Here is a 24,916-nt window from a genome sequence, read left to right on the forward strand (position 1 = left end):
AATGGAAAAAGATGTAAAATTGCGACGTTAGAAGGTGAGTTTATGGATTCCAAGAATTTATTGAAAAATAAATTTAAGGTAAGTCTACTGATACTGTTAGTTTTATTAATTATAATTTCCTTATGTACAGGGGCTTTTTTTTATAAATACTTGGGTAAGTTTAGTAAAAACTATAATGGTAATGCTGTAGAGAAGGATACTTCTTTACCTACAAATATATTATTTTTAGGCATGGATATAGGCGATCCTGCTCAGAAAAACAATGACAGTATAAAAAGAACTGATACCATAATGCTTGTTAGGTTGATTCCTAAGGAGAAAAAGGCTTATATAGTATCAATTCCAAGAGATATGATGATTAAGATAAAGAATTCAAGTCAAAAGATAAATGCTGCTTTTTCTATAGGTGGAGACAGTGCTATAAAACAGGCTGTAGAAAACATCATGACAGTTAATATAGATTATGTAGTAAAGCTCAATTATGACGGCTTTAGGAGCTTTGTAGACGCTATTGGAGGCGTTGAGATGACCATAGATAGAAATATGTATTATGATGATGCCGCGCAAGACTTGCATATAAAATTCAAAAAAGGTCAAACGGTTCTTCTAGATGGTAAGAAGGCAGAAGAGTTTTTCAGATGGAGAAAAAATAATGATGGAACAGGGCTAGCAAATGGTGATTTGGATAGAATAGATAATCAACATAAATTCATTGAGAAAGTTGTTGAAAAGTGTACCTCTATAACTATTGTACCCAAGATTGGTAAGATATTAGATATATTGCCTAAATATATAGAAACTGATATGCCACCTAAGACCTTACTTGCTTTAGGAAAAGAAGCGATAGAACTTAATAAGGAAAATGTAAATATGTACACCTTGAAAGGAGTTCCTAGAACTATAGATGGTATTTCTTATCTTATTTATGATAAGGAAGCTAATACAGAAATAATTAACTTGTTTTCTGATAAAGATAGTAAAGGGAAAGTTAAAAATGAAAATAGTAAACAAATAGATAAGAGTTCTTTGAAGATTAAAGTTTTAAATGGAACAAAAACTCAAGGGTTAGCATCTAAGTACATGAAAGAATTACAGAATAAAGGATATAAGAATATTGAAATAGGTAATACAAAGGAAACCAGTAAGAGTGAGATACAGTTAAAGGATAATAGCCTTAAAGATACTGTTTCTTCGGATATAAATATTAATAAATTTACTAACATATCAAAAAATGATGATAATTTTGATATAATTGTTATATTGGGTAAAGATTTTAAGAATTAAAGGAGAAATGAAAATGAAGAATATTATTTCTACAGAAAATGCACCAAAAGCAATAGGACCATATAGTCAAGGTATTAGCATTGACAATCTTATATTTACTTCTGGTCAAATTCCAATAGATCCTGCTACAGGTGAGTTAGTAACTGATATAAAGGAAGCTACTAAGAGATCAATGCTTAATGTAAAGGCTATATTAGAGCAAGCCGGAAGCTCCTTAGAAAATATAATAAAAGCAACTATATTTTTAAAAAATATTGATGACTTTGGTTCAGTAAATGAAGTTTACGGAGAATTCTTTAAAGAAAATCCTCCAGCTAGAAGTTGTGTTGAAATAAGCAGATTACCAAAAGATGCAGTTATTGAAATAGAGGTTATTGCTTTTAAAGATAGATAGGAGAATCGTATGAGCTACATAAGAGAAATAGTCCCAAAAGAATATGAGGGAAGAAAGATAAGAGATTTTCTTAAAGAGAAATTAGGACTATCAACTAGACTCATTAGGGGTGCTGCTATAGATGGAAGAATAAAAACCAATAGTAAAGTGGTAAAAATGAACTATGTGCTTAAAGCTGATGACCACATAGAAGTTAATGTTTCTAAAGATGAGACTCAGAACATCGCACCAGAAAAAATGGATTTGAAAATAATATATGAAGATGATGATATATTAGTTGTAAACAAAGATCCATTTATGGTAGTTCATCCTACAAAAAGTCATCAATCTGGTACCTTAGCTAATGGAGTGATAAACTATTTTAATGAAACCAACCAAAATTGTATAGTTCGTCTAGTTAGTAGATTGGATATGAATACTTCAGGACTAATAATAATAGCAAAGAATCAATATGCTCATATGGCGTTATCAAAGCAGAATGCTATGGATAAAGATAAAAATGGAGATATAAAGGAGCCTAGAGAAGACTCTATTTCCATTGAAAAGAGATATATAGCAATAGTGCATGGAAACTTAGATGCTACTGAAGGAACTATAGATCTTCCTATACATAGACCAGCTGTTGATTCTATAAAAAGAGAAGTTAATGAACTAGGTCAAAGAAGTATAACTCACTATAAGGTTCTGGAAAGACTTAAAGATGCTGATGTAGTAGAATGTACCCTAGAGACAGGAAGAACTCATCAGATAAGAGTTCATTTAAGTCATATGGGCCATCCTATATTTGGTGATACCCTTTATGGAAATGAAGGTGATGATAACTATATAGCAAGGCAGGCTTTGCACGCTTATAGATTAGATTTTTTAAGTCCGAGAACAAAAAAAGTACTTTCACTTAAGGCTGGTTTACCTGAAGATATGAATGAGCTTATTAATAAAATAAAACAAGTTTAAAAGCATAGTTAAGATCTTTATAATTAAAGAATACCAAAATATTAATATATAAATAAGAAAGTACTGAAGGAATTCTCTCTTCAGTGCTTTTTTGTTAATCTGCCTTTCTGTGGCTTTATTTAAAGCGGTAGTGGCAGGCAATATGTATTTTTTATTTCAATTATTGAGTTATATTGTCGTATTTACGTCTCAAAATATATTGTTTTTTCTTAAACTTAATATATTTTCTTAAAGTTATGAGAAATATAGAGGTAATTGCTATGGCTAAAGCTAGTACAAATGGTTTTATGTTTTTATAGGAAGCAGATGTAGGTAATATACCCTTGTACTCCCTATCGATACTTGAAGCTAGTTTTAAATCACATAGTTCTTTACCTTTTACTGTAACATCTGAATCTAGAATTTCTTGCCCTTGCTTGAAAGATGTTTTTTCTAAGTTAGCACTTTTTATTGTTATCTTAGGAGCAAGGTTATTTTTTATATCATTATCAGACAAATTAGGCTTATAATCATTTTTATTTATTAGGTAATATATGTCCTTTGTAGCTATTAGTGGAACCGATAAAGACTTAGTTACATTGTAGCTAGCTACTTCATCACCTTTGCAATATAACTTTATAGGTTTGTAGTTTTTGAATCCATACTCAAATAATTTTTTTGCATCATCGAAGTAAAACTGTTTACTTTGAGAGTATAGCATTGAAACAATTAAAGTATGGCCATCTTTTTCCGCTGCAGCAGTAAAAGTGTGTTTAGATAAAGTTGTGTATCCAGTTTTTCCTGCTAAAGCATATTGATACTCGTGTGGTGAATTTTTTCTTATTAACTCATCTTTTGTAGAAACCCATTTTTCGTTTCCATCTAAGTTACTAGGTGGAAATTTATAAACTTGAGTTCTACATATTTTAACAAAAGTAGGATTCTTTATAGCTTCCTTAAGCATTAAAGATAAGTCATGTGCTGTTGTTAAGTGACCAGGCTCATACAATCCGCTTGGATTTACAAAGTTGGTGTTATTTGCACCTAGTTGTTTTGCTCTTTCATTCATCATTTTAACAAAGTTATCCATAGAGCCGCCAACATGTTCTGCTAAGGCCTCAGCGCAGTCGTTTGCGGATTCAAGAAGAAGTCCATGGAGAAGGTCATTTACTGTATAAATCTCACCTTCTTTTAATCCAATTGAAGTTCCTTCAGCAGTTGGTGGTACCTTACTTATGGTAACCTTATCATCTAATTTTGCTTTTTCCAATGTAAGAAGTGCTGTCATTACCTTTGTTGTAGACGCTGGAGCTAGAGGTTTGTTGGCATTTTTGTCATAAATAATATCACCGGTATTTACATCCATTAGTACTGCAGCCTCTGATTCAACCTCTGGTGGTGATGAGGTAGCTGCCTTTACATTCACACTTCCAGACATAAGTAAAAAGATTGAAAGCATGCTAAAAAATATCGATATCTTTTTCATATGTATCCCCCGCATATTTATTCAATAGATTTAAGTATATCAAATTTATACAAATTTTGCTATATATTTTTGCTTATTTGGCAATAATCAAAATAATAAAGCGTATAAATTTATTAATATTTTTAACTTTTATATAACAATTAAGCATTATGCGATTGAGTAAATTACTATTACTTCAAGTTGTATATTTTAGTCTTTTCTTTATAAAATGAGGTGATATAAGATGAAAAAAAGAGAAAAAATAATCGGAGCTTCAGTTATGGTGTTATTTTTTATAATATTCATAACTATAGGTTATTTTAACACAAGGCAAAAAAATTTAACACAGAAAGATATGGAAGACATGTTTGTTGACGTTGATCAAAAGGAAGCTAAAGCTTCAAAAGGTGATAAAAAAGAGACTAGTAGTAGTAAAAAAGAAGTTACTAATAAAGAAACTACTGATATGGACAGTAATACCCAAGGAAAGAAAGTAGTAGTTGAGATTAAAGGAGAAGTAAAAAAGGCGGATGTATATTATTTAGATGAAGGAAGTATAGTAAAAGATCTTATAACGGAAGCAGGCGGGCTAACAGATAAAGCAGATTTATCATCAATTAATCAAGCAAAGAAGCTTGTGAATAATGAATGTATAGTGATTGGTAGTAAAGATAAAGTAGGTACAAACAATATTACACAAAGTAGTAAAGATGTAAGTGTTTCATCAGTCGTTAGTGACAGTGGAGCAGTAGTAAATTTAAATACAGCCTCTAAGGAAGAGTTAGATAAGATTCCTGGTATAGGAGCTGTTACAGCAGAGAAGATTATAGAGTATAGACAAAAAAATAATGGATTTAAGACTATAGATGATATCAAAAAGGTAGATAGAATAGGTGATAAATTATTTGAAAAGATAAAGGATAAGATAAGCGTTAATTAAATATGGTAGAATCTTATTGTTAAGTTATAAACTCCCTAAAACTAATGCTATGTTTTAATATAATTTGTATATAGATATGTCAGTTAAAGATAAGCTATAGATCGATAAAAGTACAATTAACCGATGAAATAGTTGATAGTAAGCTTATAAATTATAGAACTGGAATATCTATTCCTATGGCTATAAAAAGTGATGATTTGCAAAGTAAAATTTATTCAATAGTATAGTATTATATGGTAAAATAATAGTAAATGTATAAGGAGGGGTTATGATGGAGGTTTTAGCTAATCTTGGGTTAAGTTTATTATTCGGACTTTTAGGTATAATTATTATGGCCATTGGGTATGTTGTTTTTGATAAGGTTATACCAGCTGATTTTAATAAGGAATTAGAAAATAAAAATACAGCTGTAGCTATAGTTATAGCAGGAATGTTAATTGGAGTTGCTATAATAGTATCTAAGGTAATAGCCTAAAAAATCATAGAATCTCTCTTTGCTATTCCTAATATAAATTGGGAAAGGCAAATGATAAAAAAAACACACTGAAGCTAGTTGCTTCAGTGTGTTTTTAATTAAAATTGTAAAAGATTTAAATCAGAATTTTCTAAGTTAGGTATAACCTTTGTAGCCTTGCCTAAGGTTTCAGGAGAACCTATACCTATAGATCTCATACCAGCTCTTGTAGCAGCCTCTATACCAGCTTCAGCATCTTCAAAAACTACACAAAACTCAGGAGATATATGTAGTTCTTCAGCGCCAAGTAAAAATACTTCTGGATCTGGTTTAGCCTCGGATACCTTGTTTCCATCAATTATAGCATCAAAGTATCTTGTAAGTTCAAGGTTATCTAAAATCATCATAGAATTCTTAGAAGCTGAGCCTAGTGATACTTTTATTCCAGCTTCTCTTAAAGTGCTTAGAAAGTTCTCAACACCAGGTAATATTTCATCTTTATTCATTTTAGATATGTACTCAACATACCAAGCATTTTTTTTAGCAGCTAGCTCTACTTTTTCTTCTTCGCTTAAAGATACTTTACCGATTGAAAGTAAAATCTCTAAAGAAGCCATTCTACTAACCCCTTTTAATCTTTCATTATCTTTTTCAGTAAAATCAAAACCTAATTCATTAGCTAATCGTTTCCAAGCTAGGTAATGATATTTTGCAGTATCAACTATTACTCCATCTAAATCAAAAATACAACATTTTACATCCATAAACTATTACCCCCATAATGTTTAAGCGTTTAACTTAATTATAAAATATTATAGAGAAATTTTCTATAAATATTAAAGCACTTATGAAATATTAGAGAATACTATAAAAAATACTACATAACTTTGTACCTATTATAGGTAAGCCACTTCAGCTATTAAGTTATACATGCACAAAATCGTCAGAAGCCGCGATTTTCGAACATGCATAACTTAAGCTTTCTTAAATGTAATACTAAAAATATGTACAACTTCAGCCCGAAGTTTATTTAAGAAAAACACTATGTTGTAAATTCAATATTTTTACAATTTTTATGTTTGTAGTTTATTATAATTTGGTTATTCAAGGTCAACAAATCTCGCTTTTTATCATTATTGGTAGTATAATGTTAATAGAATGTTTATTTTATTAGAAAAGTAATATTTTTGATACATGAATACTTTCAATTAAATTATTTTTATGTTATTCATAACAAATAGTATAGAGTTAGGGTTAAAAAAGTTATGTTAAAATTAAGTGGTTAATCATAAGATGCTTTATTAAGTTTAAGTAAATATTTTGTAAAGATTAAGAGAAATTAGAGATGACTAATTTTTAAGGATTAGTGTTTTTTATGGGAGGTAAATACAAAATGAATGTGACTATAAAGGATGTGGCCAGAGAAGCAAACGTTTCCCCATCCACAGTGTCCAGAGTTCTAGCTGGCAATCCTAGAATAAGTGATGAAACAAAAGAAAGAGTTATGGAAACGGTTAAAAGGTTAAATTATCATCCTAATGTGATAGCAAGAAGTTTAGCTAATAATGTTACGAAAATTCTTGGGTTGATATTACCAAGTGGAGAAGAAGATCTTTTTAGAAATCCATTCTTCATTCAGGTTATGACAGGAATAAGCATATATGCTCAGAAGATGGGGTATTCCATTGTTTATACCTTTAGTAAAAATGAAGAAGAGGAAATCTCTTTCTTGGCTAACTATATAAACAGTAAAATGGTTGATGGAATGCTTTTACTTACTACTAGGTCAGAGGATAAGTGTGTTGAATACTTAAGTGAGAGAAACTTTCCTTTTGTTATAGTAGGTAGACCAGAAACAGCAGAAAATATACTATGGGTAGATAATGATAATAAAAAGGCCATGTATGATGTAACAAAGAGGCTAATAGATAAAGGTCATAAGGATATAGCTTTTATTGGAGGACCTTCTGAGAGAACCATGTCTAAGGACAGACTTAGTGGCTATAAAGAGGCATTAAGTGAGGCTAATATTGAATTCGATGAAAATTTGATAATGCAAATGGGAGACTTTACAGAGACAGATGGATATGAAGCTTGTTCTACTATAATTAATTTTAAGAAGCCAAGTGCAATAGTAACAACAGATGACTTGTTGGCTTTTGGTGTCTCAAGAAGACTTAAGGAAGAAAAGATAAAAGATACATGGTTAGTTGGATTTAATAATATACCTTTATCAGAATATCAAAACCCGCCATTGTCAACTGTGGATATCAATGCTAAGAAATTGGGGTACTATGCTACAAAACTTCTTATTGATAGATTACAGCAGAAGGAAGAAGAGTTAGATCATTATATAATAGAAACCAAATTTGTAGAGAGAGAATCAACTTTCAACAAATTAGGGTAAAATAAGGATATGACACCTGCCAGAATTTCTTCACATACGCTTAAGAAAAGGCAGATGCGCAAAAAAGTACTGAAGAAGGACGCTTCAGTACTTTTATTCTTATGTGGTTCTTATATTTAGATGAGATTTATGATAGTAATGCAAAGTAAGTTAAATATTCCCATATAAGCTGAAGAATAAAATAGGAATAAGTCGCCTGCCAGAATTTCTTCACATACGCTTAAGAAAAGGCAGATGCGCAAAAAAAGTACTGAAGAAGGACGCTTCAGTACTTTTTTAAATTATTATTATCGTTAATGATATTACTCTGTATATAAATTAGGTGTATATTCAAATATCAAACTATCAAGGGTTTAAGTCTATAAAGATTATTTGGTAAAAATAATATTATTTTTTTATATACATAAGGTTGTAGTACTCATCTAGCATTCTCTTTACTGCAAACTTTTCTCTGCAGCTTACTATTGAAGCTTTCATCATTTCAACCCATTTATCTTTGTTATCATAATAAGTAGGAATTACTTCTGATAATAGTACATTGTATAGTGCTCTTAAATCATGATTATCTAACTCTTCAAGAGTTGCAAAGTCACTAACTCCCTTACCATCACCAAACTGCCAGCCGTTTACGCCATGTTCACAAGCTTCTGGCCACCATCCATCAAGGATAGAGCAGTTAAGAACTCCGTTCATAGCAGCTTTCATTCCAGAAGTACCTGAAGCTTCAAGAGGTCTTCTTGGGTTGTTTAACCATACATCAGAACCTCTAGTAAGAGCCTTTCCTATGGTCATATCATAGTTTTCAAGGAAAACTACTGAGTTAGGGTACTTTTTAGTCATATCAACTATATTAGCAACTATCTTCTTTCCTGTATCATCTAGTGGATGAGCCTTACCAGAGAATACTATCTGAAGCTTACCTGACTTTAATAGTGGTTCTACTACTTCTGGATCAGTAAAGATTAAGTTACTTCTCTTATATGGAGCTGCTCTTCTTGAGAAACCTATTAAAAGCTTGTCGGCATCTAGTGTAACTCCAGTTCTCTCATTTACGAATTTGATAAGGTCTCTCTTATTCTTCATATGAGTTTCCCAAATATCACCTTCTCCATCTGCAGCTGCAAGCATAGCAGAATCAACCCAAGTTGGAGTGTGTATAGCATTTGTTATTCCTATGATTTCTGGTCTTTCAGTTACACCTTCCCACATCTTATTAGCTGTTTCCATGTGAAGTTGTGCAACAGCATTAGCTATTCTAGACATTTTTAAAGCACCTACAGTCATGTTGAAAGGAGCTCCACCTAAGCTAACAAGCTGTTCAACAGTTAAACCATTGTTTGCACCCATATACATTAGGATATCAAGTGTATGAGACTCATTTCCTTCAACAATTGGAGTATGAGTTGTAAATACAACTTCTTCTTTAGTTGCTTTTAAAGCTTCGTCGAAAGTAAGTCCAGCTTCCATCTTTTCTCTAAGAAGTTCAAAGCCAGCAAATAGAGCATGACCTTCATTGAAATGGTAAACTTCAGCTTCATAGCCTAAAGCTCTTAGAGCTCTAACACCACCAATACCTAGAACCATTTCTTGAGCTATTCTTTCTTCGCCAAACCAGCCGTATAATTGACCAGTTATCCAAGTGTCAGCATTTTCAGGAATATCAGTATCTAATAGGTAAAGAGGGCATACTCCAAACTTTGTAACCTTCCAAACCTTTATAGCAACATCTCTTTGTCTTATCTTTACTTTAACCTTTATTCCTGTATCTTCAAGGCAATCATAATCTTGGTTTGTATAACTGTCATAAGGTTTGCCTTCTTCATTAATTCTTTGATCTGTATAGCCTTGTTTCCACTTTATTCCTAGACCTACCATTGGGAACTCATGATCGTTAACACCTTTCATGTAGTCTCCAGCTAAGATACCAAGACCTCCAGCATAAGTTTTTATTGATGCGTCTAGACCATATTCCATACAGAAATATGCAACATTAGGTAATTTACTCATAAATAATCCTCCCAATCTATACTTTAAATGGTTATAGTTGAACCATTTAATTCATATTCTTTATTATTAACTTTTATAATAAGGTTTGAACCTTTTTCTTGATTTATAATTATATTTTCCTTGTTAACAGTTATATTTAATAGATTGCCTCTAAACATTACTTTAAATGAATACTCATCCCAAACTTCAGGAATAAATGGTGAGAAGTGAAGCATATCATCTTTTATCTTCATACCACCGAAACCATAAACTATTGACATCCAAGTTCCAGCCATACTTGTTATGTGAAGTCCGTCATCAGTATCATTGTTATAGTTATCTAGATCAAGTCTAGAGGTTCTCAAATACATTTCATAAGCCTTTTCTGTATTTCCAATCTCAGCAGCTATTATTGAGTGAACACATGGAGATAGAGAAGACTCATGTACAGTTCTTGGTTCATAGAACTCAAAGTTCTTTTTCTTAGTTTCTAAATCATATCTGTCACTTAAGAAGAAAATTCCTTGAAGTACGTCAGCTTGTTTGATGAAGCAGCTTCTAAGTATTCTGTCCCAAGACCATTTTTGATTAAGAGGAAGATTTGAAGGATCTAAGTCTTTCACTAAAATCTGCTCTTTATCCATATAGTTATCTTGTTGAGAGAATACTCCTAATTCTTCAATCATAGGATAGTACATTTTTGAAGAAACTTCCTTCATTTCAGCAAGCTCAGCATCAGCTATTCCTAGTTTTTCAACAAGAGCCTTAAGTTCAGCTGGGTAGTTTTCCTTTAAGAAATCATAAGTTTCTAAAGCGTAAGATATATTCCAAGCTGCCATAGTATTTGTATACCAGTTATTATTAACGTTATTTTCATATTCATTTGGACCAGTTACACCAAGAATCATGTACTTGTCCTTTTGAGGAACATAGTTAGATCTTGATACCCAGAATCTAGCGGTTTCAAGAATTACATCGAAGCCGTATTCAGCAAGATACTTTTTATCTCCAGTATATCGAACATAGTTAAATATACCGTAAGGTATTGCTGCATTTCTGTGGATTTCTTCGAAGGTTATTTCCCATTCATTATGACATTCTTCTCCTGTCATAGTTACCATTGGATAAAGAGCTCCTTTTAATCCAAGTTTTGCAGCGTTTTCTTTAGCCTTGTCCAATTGGTTGTATCTATATATAAGAAGCTGTCTAGCTATTTTTTCATCAGCTGTACTTAAGTAGAAAGGAATGCAATATGCTTCTGTATCCCAATAAGTACTTCCACCGTATTTTTCACCAGTAAAGCCTTTAGGTCCTATATTTAATCTTGAATCTTCGCCAGTATAAGTTGCAGTCATATGGAATATATTAAATCTTATGCCTTGTTGAGCAGCAACATCACCTTTAATTACGATATCACTTTCATTCCAATGATCATGCCATTTTGTACTGTGTTCAGCAAAAAGCTTATCAAAACCAGCATTTTTTGCTCTTTCAACAGCATCGTAAGCCTTAGCTATTACAAGTTCTTCTTCATAATATCTATTGCTTGCAACACCAACATATTTATATAAAGTAGCTGTACTGTTCTTTGATGTTGTAACAGAAACAGTATTTTCAGCGTATTTAGATCTCTCAGAAATCTCTGGAGTAACGTTTGCATTGTTACCATCAAGCAAGACATCATAGGACATAGCTGCAGTTACATAATAATTTGTCTTTTTAGTCTGCATTGTAACTTCTCCATAAAAAGGAGTTGATTTTTGAGACACTTCATTCCAGAATACTTCATCATAGTTTGAATCTTCATTTACTATATTCCCATCAAGATATGGAGTGAATTCTATCTTACCATCATAATTTAATGGTGTAACAGAGTAGGAGATAGCTGCAATTTCTTTATCTTTAAGGCTTATAAACCTTTTTATTTCCACCTTAGTTTCTTTACCATCATTAGAAACAGCTACAAAACTTCTTTCAAGAGAGCCGTCTCTCATGTTAAGAACTCTTGAGAAGTCTTTTGCTTCTTTTAGTTTTGCTATATCTAAGTTTTCACCGTTTAGTTTTACTCTTATTCCAATATAATTAACTGAGTTTAAAACCTTTGCAAAGTATTCAGGATAACCATTTTTCCACCAGCCAACTCTAGTTTTGTCTGGATAATATACACCTGCAATGTAGCTACCTTGAAGAGAATCGCCTGAAAAATCTTCCTCGAAATTTCCCCTCATACCCATGTAGCCATTTCCTAAACTCATAAAACTCTCGTATATTCTATTTTCTTCTGGATGAAATCCTTTTTCGATTATTTTCCACTCATCATGCAAAATATAATTTCTCATACTAATCCTCCATTTAAATTTATTAGAACAACATGCAAGCGATTGCACAAAATTTTAAAAAAATATAAACCATGAATATGTTTACAAGTATAATATATCATTTTATATTTCCATAATCAATATCTAACCATTAAAATATTTGCTATTGTAATATTTTCTAAATTACAAGTGTTTAAAATGTGGGTTTTATCAAAATAATGATAATGCACTTAAAAGGATTTATTTAAATATATTAATAAATATGATCAGATTAAAAAAACGCTAAAAATAAGATTAGCGTTTTTTAGTACTATTTATAAAAAGTTTTAATGATTGCTTTTGACAATAATAGTATAAATAATAATGTTTATAGGGAAAGAAGCATTTTTATGGAAACTGCAAGAGACATTGTTACAAACACTGGCTTTATAAGCTTAGCACCTTTCTTTAATGCAATCTTTGATCCTATAAGTGCACCTAATACCATGAATAATGCTACTAAAACTCCATAAAAATAATTTATTTTTCCTTCTATAGCAAAAGTTATTAGTGCCGCTATGTTAGAAGTGAAATTTAATATCTTACAGTTAGCATTTGCTTCCACAAAGTCTAGTTTAAATATCTTTATAAAACCAAAGATTAAAAATGATCCGGTTCCTGGTCCAAAGAAACCGTCGTAGAATCCTAGTGAAAAGCCGAAAAATGTTCCTATTATAATAAGTTTTCTAGTCTTACCTTTATAGTGACTCTCAAGGCCAAGATTTTTTGAGAACAGTGAATATACACCAACAACTAGAACTAAAATCATCACTAGAGGAGTAAGAAAACTTTGATTTATTATTAATACTGACTTAACACCTAAAACAGAACCTATAAAGGTAAAAGGTACAATAAACTTTAACAAGGATAGGTCAGCCTTTCCCTCCTTTATAAAGCGTATGGATGATGTAAGTGCTGCTGTAGTTGATGAAAATTTATTTGTACCAAGAGCAATATGTGGAGGTAATCCGAAAAGCATATAAGCTGGGAGGCTTATAAGTCCACCACCACCAGCAATAGAATCAACAAAGGCCGCAATAAAACCTGAAATACAGAGTAAGATTAAATTAATCAATTAAATATCCGTTACATAAAATCTACTAAAATCTAATATTTAGAGATTTATTCCTTATTCAACGCAACCTGTTTTGTCATAAGACTACTCCAGTTTGATATGTTGCTCCAAAGGCTTAAAATCCTGCGTAACGCACAGTACATATCAGCACTATCTTGTTAGTGATATTATGCTGATTTTTTATACCTTGAAAGATTTATTGACGCATTTTTGTCCCTATCCATCCGAGCATTACATGATGGACAAACAAAAACTCTGTCTTTAAGTTTTAAATCTTTCTTTATTACGCCACAACAAGAACAAGTTTTGCTTGAAGGATAAAACCTATCTGCTTTTACAAATTCAATGCCATTAAATTTACTTTTATATTCTAAGATACTAATAAACTTATGGAAACATTGTTCTTGTATAGCCTTTGATAAGTGTCTATTTTTAAGCATCCCCTTTACATTTAAATCTTCAACAACTATTCTGCTTGGCTTGGTTTTCACTATTGCAGTTGTTGTTTGATGAATATGATTTAAACGTATATTTGAAAGCCTTCTTTGAATAAGTTTTAATTCTCTTTCGAGTTTTTTAATATTATTAGTTTTAGTAAATTTATAACGGTTTTCACCTTCCTTTCCTATTCGAATTTTTCCATCTTCATATTTTCTTGAAACTTGTTTCTGCTTTCTTTTTAACTTCTTTTTTAGTCTTTTCACTTCTTTAGCTTTGTTAATATTTTTAAATGGCTTATCTATATTTGAAACTATTGCTAAATCTTTTAATCCCAAATCCACACCTATTGATATATCTGTATTTTCTGATATAGTTTCTTTTTTTTCTATGCCTATAGATATATACCAAAACTTACCGTCAAAACTTATTCTTGGATTAATATATTTAATATCTGTAGGTATTTGCTCTACTGTTTTAAGCCAACCTACTTTTTCAATTAATACTAAATTTTCTTTAACCTTTAGTTTATCTGTATCATTATAGAATGAAGGTTTGCTTTTTCTTCTGCTCTTAAATCTTGGTTTATCCGCTAACCCTTTAAAGAAATTTTTATAAGCATTACAACCATCTTTTACAGCCTGTTTTGCTACATTATTAGATACTTCATTAAGCCAGTTAAGTTCTGATTTCTTTAAAATAGTTAATTCTTTTCTTAAATCTCCATCTTTTATAAACTTGCCACCATTTTTGTGATTTTCTTCTTGTCTTGCAAGTGTCCAATTATAAATATATCTTGCAGTACCAACAGACTGCCATAATTTTTGTTCTTGCTCTATATTCGGAATAATTCTAACTTTCTTCGCCAGTATCATTCTCTAACAGCTCCTTAATCATTTTCTTTGCTTTATTGGCTCTTTTGCCTTGCAACCTACAACTAAAAACTGTAACAATTTGAATTAAATCCTCAACTAATTCCTGTTCTTCTGTTTTTTCAGTGTTATCTATTATTTCGATATCAGTCCCATACTTATTACATAGATTTTCTATTATTTCAAACCCAAATCTCAGCAACCTATCTTTATATAGAATTATTATCTTTTCAACTTCTGAATTGGTTATCATATCCACCAATTGATTTAATCCTTTTTTATCGTAATTTATTCCACTTCCTATATCAGTAATAACATCAAATGAGTACCCTTTAGCAATCATGTATGTTTTAACATTTTCAACTTGTCTTGCTAAATCATCTTTTTGTTTATTACTTGATACTCTACAATATCCAATTACTTTTTTAGTTCTCTTAACAAGTGGCACTTGCAAAACTTGATTAATTTGTTGTTCAGAATAATAACGGTGTCTACCTTCTGTTATATGATGTGGTTTTAACTTTCCTTCATTATCCCACAATCTTAAAGTTTGAATACTTTTTCCCACTAATTTTGAGAATTGACCGATTGTATAATACTTCATGCTATCACCTCTTTACACATATTATGACAACATAAAACTAACAATATTCCAATATATTTTAGTGGGTTTTAGTAGGTGTCTTAAAACTGTTGTATGCCCCCCTTATGAACTATCCTACAATTGAAAATCTTAGCATAATTTGTGATAATTTAAAATACGACGTTAAATTTTTAATAGAAGTTAAATTATATTTTAGTCCATCTATGTTTGTAAATTGTAATTAATTTTGAAATAAGTACAACCGTTTATAGTTATAAGATTAAGAGTTTAGCTCTTATTTCAAATTAATATAGCTATTAAAATATGATGATTACAAAGAGTTCTTATATAGAAATTAAATTTATACTTGTTTCTAAATATAATTTTATATAGATCCTTATGGCTATATTTTAATTAATAGTTAAGTTAAGATTTGTATATAGGCAGAGGATTAAATTTAAGTTTTACTAGATATTTACTAATAAAGGAAAGGGGAAGTGTCAATGAGTAAAAGGGGGAGAATTTCACTTGGGGCGCTCAGTCACAAGGATTTTAGATATTTTTTCATAGGTTCTATAGTTTCGTTAATAGGTACATGGATGCAGAATGCAGGTCAGTCATGGCTTGTTGTAACCTTGACAGATTCAGCCTTAAAGCTTAGTTTCGTAAGCGCTCTGCAGTTTACTCCTGTATTATTATTTTCCTTATTTGCAGGGGCTTTAATAGATAACTATCCAAAGAAAAAGATATTGCTTATAACTCAATCTATTATGGGAGTTTTAGCTTTCGTACTAACATTTTTAGTTTTTACTCACAGCATTCAGTACTGGCATATACTAGTTTTAGCAACAATACTGGGCTGTTGCAATGCTGTAGATATGCCTGCAAGACAGTCCTTTATGATTGAACTTGTAGGAAAAGAGAATTTAATGAATGCAATTGCACTTAATTCTACAGTATTTAATGCGGCAAGGATGGTAGGACCAGCTGTAGCTGGAATAATGATAAAGGTATTTGGATTCTTTATATGCTTTCTACTAAATGCAGTAAGTTTTATTCCTTTAGTTTATGGTATTTATAAGATTTCAGCTCAAGGTATTTCTAAAAAGGATACTGATAATAAAAATATGCTGCTGGATGTAAAAGAGGGAGTAAAATATGTATTTAAATCAAAAGAAATTTTATTTACTATTTTATTAGTGTTTTTTGTATCTACCTTTGCCATGAATTACAGTGTACTGATACCACTTCTTGCTAAGCAAGTATTAAACATGGATTCTGATGGGTATGGATATCTTATGTCTGCTATGGGGCTTGGATCTATGCTTTCAGCTTTAGTAGTGGCAACTAGAAGTAGAGGGCCAAAAAGGAGCTTGATGTTTTTAGCTGGCGCAGTAATTTCTATAATGCTTGTATTCACTGGAGCTTTTAAGTCCTATGGAGTTTCAATGATATGCTTATTTATAGCTGGAATATTTAATGTTTTATTTTCAACAAATGCAAACTCTACAATTCAACTAAAGTCAAAAGATGAGTTTAGGGGTAGAGTAATGAGTGTTTATGCAATGGTATTTGCAGGAGCGACTCCTTTAGGAAGCTTATTTGAAGGCGTTATATCTAAGTGGTTAGGAATTACTGATGCTTTTATAATATCTGGAGTTGTTACTATTATAATAGGAATTATTTTGTATGTAATGATGAATAAAAGGTCAAGTAATTTAAAAAGTGTAGCATAAGCTAGGTAGAAAACTATAGCACTTAACATAGTCTTCCGATAAGAATAGTGGTTAAAAAATAATAAATAATTATGTAATGTAATAGATTTCTTTACGAAATTGTTAATATTGTTCATAAATTAATAATATTTTCTTAATAATTATAAAAACTATTGATTTAATCAGAAAAAAATATTATAGTAATGTCAATGGAAAACAAAATAAATATTATCGTTCTTATCTAGAGAGGTGGAGGGACTGGCCCGATGAAGCCCGGCAACCGGTATATGTTCATATACATATACAAAGGTGCCAATTCCTGCGACGCATTGCGTTGAGAGATGAGGGTAAATGTAAGGCTTATATCGCCGGAGTTTATTCTCCGGCGTTTTTTGTGCTTAGTATAAATTGGACTTATATTAAGGATGAAAAAAAGGAATGATTGGTCTTCATATTTTTCTCATGTAAGTTAGAAAAGGCAGATGGGCAAAGAAGTTGACTGGTGACCTTTATAATTTTTTGCAGCATTTATCTGATAGTAATTATTTGTTGACAACTATTTTGAGGGGGATTTGTATGATAAAGATTGAAGGGCTAAATAAGAGTTTCAACGATATACAAGTTCTTAAAGACATTAATCTAGATATAAATGAGGGCGAAATATTTGGATTGGTTGGCCATAGTGGGGCAGGAAAGTCAACCTTGCTTAGATGTCTAAATGGACTTGAGTCCTATAATACAGGTAGTGTAACTGTAAGAGGACAAGAGGTAAAAGACCTAAAAGGTAAGGAAATGAGAAGTTTTAGAAAAGATTTAGGAATGATATTCCAGCATTTTTCTCTACTTGAGAGAAAAAATGTTTATGACAACATAGCTTTACCGATGGAATGTTGGGGCATACCAAAGGCTAAAATTAAGGCTAGAGTTGATGAACTTCTAAAGATTGTAGGACTAGAAGATAAGGCGAAAAGTAAGCCAAGGCAGCTTAGTGGTGGACAAAAACAAAGAGTAGCAATTGCAAGAGCATTGGCCCTTGAACCTAATATACTTCTTTGTGATGAAGCTACATCAGCACTAGATCCAAAAACAACTAAATCAATATTATCACTTTTAAGAGAAATAAATGAGAAACTTGGAATAACAATAATTATAGTTACTCATCAAATGGAAGTAGTTAAAGAGGTATGTCAGAGAGTTGCAATACTTGAAGGTGGAGAGGTTCTTGAAGTTGGACATGTAGAGGAACTATTCTTAAGACATACTAAGGCTTTAAAGAATCTTCTTGGAGAAGAAGAGGTCTTACCAAATGAAGGAGTAAACATAAAGATATTATTCCCTAAGGATAACTCACATCAAAGCATAATAACATCCATGGCAAGAGATCTTGATATAGATTTTTCAATAGTTTGGGGTAAACTTGAAAGATTTAGAGATGATGTACTTGGTTCACTAGTAATTAATGTAGGCGAGGATAAAAAGGAAAGCATAATTAATTACTTGGATTCAAAGCATGTTGGATGGGAGGTTAGTACAAATGAGTGATAATTTTATGGATTTTTTTAATCTAGTTCTAGTTCCAGCCTTAGGCAAAACTCTTTATATGGTTATAATTTCAACTATTATTGCAAGTATATTGGGATTTATATTAGCGATTATACTTATAATAACTGATAGGAATGGATTAAAGCCTAATAGAGTAATATTTAGTATATTAGATTTTGTAATAAATATATTTAGAAGCTTTCCATTTATTATATTAATAGTTGCTATAATACCACTTACTAGATTTATAGTAGGCAAAAGTATAGGTGAGACTGCAGCTTTAGTTCCTTTAACAATCGGGGCAGCGCCATTTATAGCTAGAGTTATAGAAGGTGCTTTAAAGGAAGTAGACAAGGGTCTTATAGAAGCTGCAAAATCTTTCGGAGCTTCTGATACTCAGATAATATTTAAGGTTATGGTTAAAGAAGCAATGCCATCCATAATATCTGGTGTAACTCTTTCGGTAATATCAATATTAGGATACTCAGCAATGGCTGGTGCAGTAGGTGCAGGTGGTCTTGGAGCTGTAGCTTTAACCTATGGATATCAAAGATTTGATAACCAAGTAATGTTTTATACTGTATTTACCTTAATAGTGCTAGTTCAAATTCTTCAGTCTATAGGTAACCTAGCATATAAAAAATTGAGATAAAGCATAGTAAAAAGGGGGCATAATATATGAAAAAAATATTAACACTAGTATTAACAGCAGCTTTAGCTCTTTCTTTAGCCGGTTGTGGTAAAAAGGAGCAAAGCGTTAAAAAAGATGATAACAAAACAAGTATAGTAGTTGGGGCTACTTTAAAACCAGCTGGAGAAGTGCTTAATTATTTGAAAAGTGACTTTGAAGCAAAAGGATATAAGCTTGAAGTTAAGATATTTGATGACTATGTTGCACCAAATACAGCCTTAGAAGAAGGTTCAGTAGATGCTAATCTATTTCAACATGAACCTTATTTATTAAAATTTAATCAGGATCATGGTACTAACTTAGTGGCAGTGAAGAAAATCTATCTTCCACCTCTTGGTGCATATTCTAAAAAGATAAAAGACATAAAAGATCTAAAGAACAAAGCAGTTATAGCAGTTCCTTCTGATGCTACAAATGAATCAAGAGCTCTAAAGCTATTAGAGGCTCAAGGAATATTTAAGCTCAAACAAAAGGATTTAGTTACAAAGGTTGATATAGCTGAAAATACTAAAAATGTAGAGATTCAAGAAGTGGATGCGGCACAGCTTCCAAGAGTTTTACAGGATGTTGATGTTGCAATAATAAATGCAAGTTATGCATTGCCAGCAGGCTTGGATCCTAAGAAGGATACATTGTTCTCAGAAAGTAAGGATTCGCCATATGCCAATGTTCTTGCTACTAAGAAAGGCAATGAAAATGCAAAATGGGTTAAAGATTTAAGCGATGTACTTACATCAGATAAAGCTAAGAAATATATAGAAGAACAATACAAAGGAAGTATATTACCAGTATTCTAACTAACCGCTATATTTTATTGAAATTGATGAATTACTTTTCAGATACTTTAGTGAGCTTGACAAAGAAGTTCACATAATATCTCTATCAATTCCAATAATATTAAGTATAGCTAGATTTATAAATTTAATTTAAATTATGGAGGGAAAAATATTATGAAATTTAAGAAGATATTAACATTAGGTTTAACACTTGCACTAGCAGGTTCACTAGCAGCTTGTGGAGCTAAGAAAGATACAGCATCATCAGGTTCAAAGAATGATAAGGTTATAACAATAGGTGCATCACCTACACCGCATGCAGAAATATTAGAACAAGCAGTTAAGCCTTTACTTGAAAAAGAAGGTTATACTTTAAATATTAAAGTATTTGATGATTATGTATTACCTAACACTGCATTAGATGAAGGATCAATAGATGCTAACTACTTCCAACACATTCCTTACTTAAATAAGACAATTCAAGAAAAGGGATATAATCTTACTTATACAGTTAAAGTTCATATAGAACCAATTAGAGTTTACTCAGACAAATTAACTAAGTTAGAAGATATAAAAGACGGAGCTGAAATAGCAGTTCCAAATGATGCTACTAACGAGGCAAGAGCTCTAAAGTTACTTGCAAAGAACAATCTTATAAAGGTTAAAGATGGAGAATTAGTAACTGTTAAAGATATAACTGACAATCCAAAGAAGCTTAAGTTTACTGAACTTGAAGCAACTCAATTGCCAACTGTTCTAAAGGATGTTACTGCTGCTGTTATTAATACAAACGTAGCTTTAAGCGCAAAGCTTGATCCTAACAAGGCGTTAGCTGTAGAAGATAAAGATTCACCATATGCTAACGTAATTGCTGTTAAGAAAGGTAACGAAAATAGCGATAAGATAAAAGCATTAGACAAAGCAATAAACTCTCCTGAAGTTAAGAAGTTTATAGAAGATAAATATAAGGGAAGCATAGTTGCTGCATTTTAATAATTGGATCTGTTAAAGTACAGTGTTGAAATTAAGTGGTCAGTCATCCGATGCTTTGATGAGCTTACGCTAATTACTCGCTCATAGAGCATCTCCTTCATAACCACATAATTTCAACAATACTATTAAACATAGCCTAATAGTTAGGTAAATAAGTAAAAGCCTCTGAGATTTCAGTGGCTTTTTTTCATTCTTTAGTAAATTATATTTTAAATAAATCAGTAAATAAATATGATTGTATAGCTTAAATTGATATATAGGAGAAAAAATAAAAAAAGCAGATTATGTTGCCTGCCAGATTTTTTACATATACATTCGGAAAGGCAGATACGCAGAAAAATCACTAAAGAAGACCGCTTTAGAGATCTTTTGCAATGTAATTTTATGATTTACAGATTTGTGTTAATGTAGTATATTTAAATAATGGTAAAAAGGAGATTTCTATGAAAATACACATAAATTATTGGAGGTATTGTCATGCTAGATAAAGAAAACCTAAATGAAAACGAACAAAATGAAGAAGTAAATGTGGGAGAAGAGGTCAACACTGCTAAAGAAGAAGCTGTAGTTGAACAGTCAACAGAAGAAATAGTAGATAGAGAAGAAAAAGTTGACCATGAAACTGATAAACCTTATAAAGCAGGCTTTTTCGTGAGACTTGTAGGAAATATAATGGATCAAACAATAGCATTAGCTTTTGCCGTGATATTGTATTTTGTTTTTGAAAAGGTACTACCATTATTAGGATATGAAGTAATAGATAAAGTAGGAATATTTTTAATTATGTATATAGTAGCAAATGTTTTGTGCTTAACAATAATTGAAAGTACAAAGCTAGGTACTTCAGTTGGAAAGAAGATACTAAGAATAAAATAGACAGGAGTAACATATGAGAAAGGGCAATGAAATAGAGTTACTTATAGAAGATATGGAGTTTCCTTCCCAAGGGATAGGATATAAAAATGATTTAAAGGTATATGTTAAGAATGCTTTTCCAGGACAGAAAGTTCGTGGTAAGGTATCTAAAAAGAAACAAGATTACGCTGAACTTAAATTGCAAGAAGTTGTTGAAGCAGCAGGATATGAAGTGGAGAATAAGTGTCCACATTTTGCGCTCTGTGGAGGTTGTTCATCTCAAAACATACCTTACGAAAAACAATTAGAATTTAAGAAAAATCAGGTGTTAAAGCTTTTTAGTGACAATAATGTGACTACTGGCGAGTTTCTAGGTATAGAAAATAGTCCTATTCAATGGGAATACAGAAACAAGATGGAGTTTACCTTTGGAGATATGGAAAAGGGTGGAGACTTAACTCTTGGAATGCATATGAAAGGAAGATCCTTTGGTATTGTAACTGTAGATCAATGCTATCTAATTGATGAAGACTATAGAAAAATCTTAGATACCACTGTTGAGTTTTTTAATAGGGAAAAGCTTCCTCATTACAGAATAATGGCTAGGGAAGGTTTCTTAAGAAATCTTATAGTTAGAAAAACTAAACATGATGGTGAAATATTGATTAATATGGTAACTACCACTCAGATAGACTATGATTTTAAGACTTGGGTAGATGCTATATTAAGCTTAGACTTTGAAGGAAGTATAAAAAGTATAATACATACAGAAAATGATTCCTTATCAGAAGCAGTAATAGCAGATAAGGTAAATATATTATACGGAAGAGATTTTATAATTGAAGAACTTTTAGGCCTTAAGTTTAAAATTTCTCCATTTTCCTTCTTCCAAACAAATTCACTAGGTGCAGAAAAGCTTTATAGTATAGTTAGAGACTTTATGGGTACTGCAGAGGATAAGGTAGTATTTGATTTATACTGCGGTACAGGAACCATAGGTCAAATAGCTGCTGGAAAGGCCAAGAAGGTCATAGGTGTAGAGCTTATAGAAGAAGCAGTAGTTGCTGCCAATGAAAATGCTAAGCTCAATGGTCTTGATAACTGTAATTTTATAGCTGGAGATGTAGCAAAGGTTATAAATACAATTAAGGATAAGCCAGACATCATTATATTAGATCCACCTAGAAGTGGAGTTCATCCTGTAGCAATGAACTATGTAGTTAAGTTTAATGCTAAGGATATAATCTATGTAAGCTGTAATCCAAAGACTTTAGTTACTGACCTAAAGGTATTGGAAGCAGCAGGATATGTGATAGAGAAGACTTTGCTTATGGATATGTTCCCTAACACACCACACGTTGAGACAGTGGTGAAGCTAAGTAAATAGGGACAGGTGGACGGTTCGAAACCACTGAAAAACATATTATAAATATTTGAAAATATGTAAAATAAGTCACAATAAAATAGAAAAAACCCCCTTAAAATGGTATAATGGAATTGCGACGACCATAACCAAAAAGGGGGGTTCAACCATATGTTAAGAAATCAATCAAAACAATACAGTCTATATTCTATATTATACCACAAAATTCCTGATAATCATATATTGAAACTAATTGATCAAGCTGTGGATTTTAGTTTTGTTAATAAACTTCTTGAAAGTTCTTATTGCAAATATTATGGCCGTCCCGCAAAGGAACCGGAAATGATGATAAGATTGTTGATTTTACAATATTTATATAATTTATCGGATGAAAAAATAATAGAAGAAACTTCTTTAAATCTTGCATCCATGTGGTTTGTTGGCTTAAACCCAGAAGAGGAACTTCCGCATCCAAGTCTTCTTGCTAAATTTAGAGTTCATAGACTACAAGAAGTTACAATGGATGAAATCATAAAAGAAGTTGTAAAACAATGCGTTGAAAAAGGAATTATAAAAGGACATAGTATAAGCATTGATGCTACTCATACACATGCTAATACAGGTAAGTTAGTTCCTGAGAGAGTATTAAAACACTTAGCTAAAAAAATCCTAAAGAACCTAGAAGAAGAAAGAGGGTCAATACCTGAGGATGTTGATGCAAACATTCCTGATTATAAAGCAATCGACGATCACAAAGTAGCCAAAGAAACAATGAAAGCATACTTGGAAGATCTTATGGAGAAAGCAGAAAATCATATAGAAAATCCTGATACTTCTGCTACCGCGCTGGTTATTAAGAATTCTCGTGAAATCATATCCGATGAGAAATTTATTCAACAAAAGGAGTACGTTCATTAGTAGACCAAGATGCAAGAGTGGGAAACAAAAGTAAACTGATAGTTTTTTGGATACAAGACAGAATTTATAATGACTACAGGTTCAGAACGTATAATCACTGCGGTAGCAGTACATGATGGAGCTTATGTTGACGGAACAGGTTTTAAAGAATTATACGAGCTAACGAAAGAAGCAGGGATTGAAGCGGAAGAAGTTTATGGTGATAAAGCATACTTTAGAAAACCCATTTTAGACTTAATTAAAGAAGATCAAGCAGAAGCTTATATACCTGTTAGTGAATCTGTATATCGTATCGATGAGAGTAAATTTAATTATAATAAAGACTCCGACCAATGGTATTGTAAATATGGAAACAATACAGTAAAAAGAAAGCAAAAATCAATAAAAGTGGTAAAAAAAGTTTTAGATATACTTTTGACAAAGAAATATGTAAAGATTGTCCACACCGTTCTGAATGTATTAATGGTAAAGTGTCAGCAAGAACTTTAGAAGTCGGAGTAAATGCACATGAGTACTACGAGTATAGTCAACGTGCAAAGACTCAAGATTTTCTAGAAAAATATAAAAATCGTTCCTGTAATGAGTGGAAAAATGGTGAAATGAAGAGATTTCATGGGTTAGACCGTGCCAAAGGGTATGGTCTAAGAAGCATGGGCATGCAAGCCCGGTTAACGGCATTAGCGGTAAATTTGAAGAGGATAGCCAAGCTGGTATCCTCCTTTTTATTAGATATACTGAAGTTTTTTACAAATAAAGGATGTTTTATCTGTCTTTATTAAACAACCAGGTTTTTATTGTCAAAAAGATGCTACTTTTTCAGTGGTTTCGGACGGTTCTCGTGTCCCAAATGTAAGGTGAAAAATGATACGGTAATT

At 31.6% G+C, this 24,916-nt stretch carries 20 protein-coding genes, 1 pseudogene and 1 riboswitch; of the genes and pseudogenes, 14 read left to right on the plus strand and 7 right to left on the minus strand.

Features of this window, described 5'->3' with window-relative positions:
* Positions 1-42 precede the first annotated feature (42 nt).
* The 3 genes from C1I91_RS07645 to C1I91_RS07655 are packed head-to-tail and all read left to right on the plus strand — an operon-like array spanning position 43 to position 2,632.
* Complete coding sequence (locus C1I91_RS07645) at positions 43-1,284, plus strand: LCP family protein (protein WP_128212336.1); 1,242 nt, start codon at positions 43-45, stop codon at positions 1,282-1,284.
* 13 nt (positions 1,285-1,297) lie between these two features.
* The gene (locus C1I91_RS07650; protein ID WP_128212337.1) at positions 1,298-1,678 is read left to right on the plus strand and encodes a RidA family protein; all 381 of its coding nucleotides are present in this window, start codon (positions 1,298-1,300) and stop codon (positions 1,676-1,678) included.
* 9 nt (positions 1,679-1,687) lie between these two features.
* Positions 1,688-2,632 (plus strand): RluA family pseudouridine synthase, encoded by a 945-nt coding sequence (locus C1I91_RS07655; RefSeq protein ID WP_128212338.1) that lies wholly within the window; start codon positions 1,688-1,690, stop codon positions 2,630-2,632.
* A 160-nt stretch (positions 2,633-2,792) separates the two neighbouring features.
* On the opposite strand, the gene C1I91_RS07660 is transcribed toward C1I91_RS07655, so the two are convergent.
* Entirely contained in the window at positions 2,793-4,097 is a 1,305-nt protein-coding gene (locus C1I91_RS07660) for a serine hydrolase (protein WP_164880478.1), read from the minus strand.
* 223 nt (positions 4,098-4,320) lie between these two features.
* Here C1I91_RS07660 and C1I91_RS07665 point away from each other — a divergent pair, with 223 nt between their 5' ends.
* Both C1I91_RS07665 and C1I91_RS07670 read left to right on the plus strand, forming a co-directional pair.
* Positions 4,321-5,016: a ComEA family DNA-binding protein gene (locus C1I91_RS07665; protein WP_128212340.1), complete on the plus strand. Its 696-nt coding sequence runs from the start codon at positions 4,321-4,323 to the stop codon at positions 5,014-5,016.
* A 268-nt stretch (positions 5,017-5,284) separates the two neighbouring features.
* The gene (locus C1I91_RS07670) at positions 5,285-5,491 is read left to right on the plus strand and encodes a DUF350 domain-containing protein (RefSeq protein WP_128212341.1); all 207 of its coding nucleotides are present in this window, start codon (positions 5,285-5,287) and stop codon (positions 5,489-5,491) included.
* 98 nt (positions 5,492-5,589) lie between these two features.
* On the opposite strand, the gene pgmB is transcribed toward C1I91_RS07670, so the two are convergent.
* A complete protein-coding gene (gene pgmB, locus C1I91_RS07675; RefSeq protein WP_128212342.1) occupies positions 5,590-6,234 on the minus strand; it encodes a beta-phosphoglucomutase in 645 nt (214 codons plus the stop codon).
* Between the two features lie 629 nt (positions 6,235-6,863).
* On the opposite strand from pgmB, the gene C1I91_RS07680 reads away from it, so the two are divergent.
* Positions 6,864-7,877: a LacI family DNA-binding transcriptional regulator gene (locus C1I91_RS07680; RefSeq protein ID WP_128212343.1), complete on the plus strand. Its 1,014-nt coding sequence runs from the start codon at positions 6,864-6,866 to the stop codon at positions 7,875-7,877.
* Positions 7,878-8,264: 387 nt separating this feature from the next.
* Here the strand turns inward: C1I91_RS07680 and glgP are convergent, their stop codons facing one another.
* The 5 genes from glgP to C1I91_RS07705 all read right to left on the minus strand — a co-directional run bounded on the left by glgP (position 8,265) and on the right by C1I91_RS07705 (position 15,209).
* A complete protein-coding gene (glgP, locus tag C1I91_RS07685) occupies positions 8,265-9,884 on the minus strand; it encodes an alpha-glucan family phosphorylase (protein ID WP_128212344.1) in 1,620 nt (539 codons plus the stop codon).
* Between the two features lie 23 nt (positions 9,885-9,907).
* On the minus strand, positions 9,908-12,202 hold the full coding sequence (locus C1I91_RS07690) for a family 65 glycosyl hydrolase domain-containing protein (RefSeq protein WP_128212345.1): 2,295 nt from the start codon (positions 12,200-12,202) through the stop codon (positions 9,908-9,910).
* Between the two features lie 346 nt (positions 12,203-12,548).
* Positions 12,549-13,295: a TSUP family transporter gene (locus C1I91_RS07695; RefSeq protein ID WP_128212346.1), complete on the minus strand. Its 747-nt coding sequence runs from the start codon at positions 13,293-13,295 to the stop codon at positions 12,549-12,551.
* 167 nt (positions 13,296-13,462) lie between these two features.
* Positions 13,463-14,608 (minus strand): RNA-guided endonuclease InsQ/TnpB family protein, encoded by a 1,146-nt coding sequence (locus tag C1I91_RS07700; RefSeq protein ID WP_128212347.1) that lies wholly within the window; start codon positions 14,606-14,608, stop codon positions 13,463-13,465.
* A complete protein-coding gene (locus tag C1I91_RS07705; protein ID WP_128212348.1) occupies positions 14,586-15,209 on the minus strand; it encodes an IS607 family transposase in 624 nt (207 codons plus the stop codon). Before C1I91_RS07705 ends, C1I91_RS07700 begins: the two co-directional genes overlap by 23 nt.
* Positions 15,210-15,691: 482 nt before the next feature.
* Between C1I91_RS07705 and C1I91_RS07710 the strand changes: the two genes are divergently transcribed.
* The 8 genes and pseudogenes from C1I91_RS07710 to C1I91_RS28520 all read left to right on the plus strand — a co-directional run bounded on the left by C1I91_RS07710 (position 15,692) and on the right by C1I91_RS28520 (position 24,820).
* Positions 15,692-16,924: an MFS transporter gene (locus C1I91_RS07710; protein WP_128212349.1), complete on the plus strand. Its 1,233-nt coding sequence runs from the start codon at positions 15,692-15,694 to the stop codon at positions 16,922-16,924.
* Between the two features lie 213 nt (positions 16,925-17,137).
* Positions 17,138-17,251: riboswitch (SAM riboswitch) on the plus strand.
* A gap of 228 nt (positions 17,252-17,479) precedes the next feature.
* Complete coding sequence (locus tag C1I91_RS07715) at positions 17,480-18,445, plus strand: methionine ABC transporter ATP-binding protein (protein WP_128212350.1); 966 nt, start codon at positions 17,480-17,482, stop codon at positions 18,443-18,445.
* Positions 18,438-19,097 (plus strand): methionine ABC transporter permease, encoded by a 660-nt coding sequence (locus C1I91_RS07720; protein WP_238475941.1) that lies wholly within the window; start codon positions 18,438-18,440, stop codon positions 19,095-19,097. The genes C1I91_RS07715 and C1I91_RS07720 overlap by 8 nt, the downstream gene beginning before the upstream one ends.
* 26 nt (positions 19,098-19,123) lie before the next feature.
* On the plus strand, positions 19,124-19,933 hold the full coding sequence (locus tag C1I91_RS07725; protein WP_128212351.1) for a MetQ/NlpA family ABC transporter substrate-binding protein: 810 nt from the start codon (positions 19,124-19,126) through the stop codon (positions 19,931-19,933).
* A gap of 153 nt (positions 19,934-20,086) precedes the next feature.
* Complete coding sequence (locus C1I91_RS07730) at positions 20,087-20,905, plus strand: MetQ/NlpA family ABC transporter substrate-binding protein (protein ID WP_128212352.1); 819 nt, start codon at positions 20,087-20,089, stop codon at positions 20,903-20,905.
* 477 nt (positions 20,906-21,382) lie between these two features.
* Positions 21,383-21,781 carry an RDD family protein gene (locus C1I91_RS07735; protein ID WP_128212353.1) on the plus strand — a complete coding sequence of 133 codons (399 nt, stop codon included), beginning with the start codon at positions 21,383-21,385 and terminating at the stop codon, positions 21,779-21,781.
* Between the two features lie 13 nt (positions 21,782-21,794).
* Positions 21,795-23,147, plus strand: coding sequence for a 23S rRNA (uracil(1939)-C(5))-methyltransferase RlmD (gene rlmD, locus C1I91_RS07740; RefSeq protein ID WP_128212354.1), 1,353 nt, complete (start codon positions 21,795-21,797; stop codon positions 23,145-23,147).
* A 147-nt stretch (positions 23,148-23,294) separates the two neighbouring features.
* A pseudogene (locus C1I91_RS28520) lies at positions 23,295-24,820 on the plus strand (IS1182 family transposase).
* Positions 24,821-24,916: the final 96 nt, after the last annotated feature.

Origin of the sequence: Clostridium manihotivorum (assembly GCF_004015185.1) — a bacterium.
Classification (GTDB): domain Bacteria; phylum Bacillota; class Clostridia; order Clostridiales; family Clostridiaceae; genus Clostridium_AR; species Clostridium_AR manihotivorum.

Bases quoted from the DNA above. Each gene is read 5' to 3' on its own strand.
- C1I91_RS07645 (WP_128212336.1), top strand. From the start codon at position 43: ATGGATTCCAAGAATTTATTGAAAAATAAATTTAAGGTAAGTCTACTG.
- C1I91_RS07650 (WP_128212337.1), top strand. From the start codon at position 1,298: ATGAAGAATATTATTTCTACAGAAAATGCACCAAAAGCAATAGGACCA.
- C1I91_RS07655 (WP_128212338.1), top strand. From the start codon at position 1,688: ATGAGCTACATAAGAGAAATAGTCCCAAAAGAATATGAGGGAAGAAAG.
- C1I91_RS07660 (WP_164880478.1), bottom strand. From the start codon at position 4,097: ATGAAAAAGATATCGATATTTTTTAGCATGCTTTCAATCTTTTTACTT.
- C1I91_RS07665 (WP_128212340.1), top strand. From the start codon at position 4,321: ATGAAAAAAAGAGAAAAAATAATCGGAGCTTCAGTTATGGTGTTATTT.
- C1I91_RS07670 (WP_128212341.1), top strand. From the start codon at position 5,285: ATGATGGAGGTTTTAGCTAATCTTGGGTTAAGTTTATTATTCGGACTT.
- pgmB (WP_128212342.1), bottom strand. From the start codon at position 6,234: ATGGATGTAAAATGTTGTATTTTTGATTTAGATGGAGTAATAGTTGAT.
- C1I91_RS07680 (WP_128212343.1), top strand. From the start codon at position 6,864: ATGAATGTGACTATAAAGGATGTGGCCAGAGAAGCAAACGTTTCCCCA.
- glgP (WP_128212344.1), bottom strand. From the start codon at position 9,884: ATGAGTAAATTACCTAATGTTGCATATTTCTGTATGGAATATGGTCTA.
- C1I91_RS07690 (WP_128212345.1), bottom strand. From the start codon at position 12,202: ATGAGAAATTATATTTTGCATGATGAGTGGAAAATAATCGAAAAAGGA.
- C1I91_RS07700 (WP_128212347.1), bottom strand. From the start codon at position 14,608: ATGATACTGGCGAAGAAAGTTAGAATTATTCCGAATATAGAGCAAGAA.
- C1I91_RS07705 (WP_128212348.1), bottom strand. From the start codon at position 15,209: ATGAAGTATTATACAATCGGTCAATTCTCAAAATTAGTGGGAAAAAGT.
- C1I91_RS07710 (WP_128212349.1), top strand. From the start codon at position 15,692: ATGAGTAAAAGGGGGAGAATTTCACTTGGGGCGCTCAGTCACAAGGAT.
- C1I91_RS07715 (WP_128212350.1), top strand. From the start codon at position 17,480: ATGATAAAGATTGAAGGGCTAAATAAGAGTTTCAACGATATACAAGTT.
- C1I91_RS07720 (WP_238475941.1), top strand. From the start codon at position 18,438: ATGAGTGATAATTTTATGGATTTTTTTAATCTAGTTCTAGTTCCAGCC.
- C1I91_RS07725 (WP_128212351.1), top strand. From the start codon at position 19,124: ATGAAAAAAATATTAACACTAGTATTAACAGCAGCTTTAGCTCTTTCT.
- C1I91_RS07730 (WP_128212352.1), top strand. From the start codon at position 20,087: ATGAAATTTAAGAAGATATTAACATTAGGTTTAACACTTGCACTAGCA.
- C1I91_RS07735 (WP_128212353.1), top strand. From the start codon at position 21,383: ATGCTAGATAAAGAAAACCTAAATGAAAACGAACAAAATGAAGAAGTA.
- rlmD (WP_128212354.1), top strand. From the start codon at position 21,795: ATGAGAAAGGGCAATGAAATAGAGTTACTTATAGAAGATATGGAGTTT.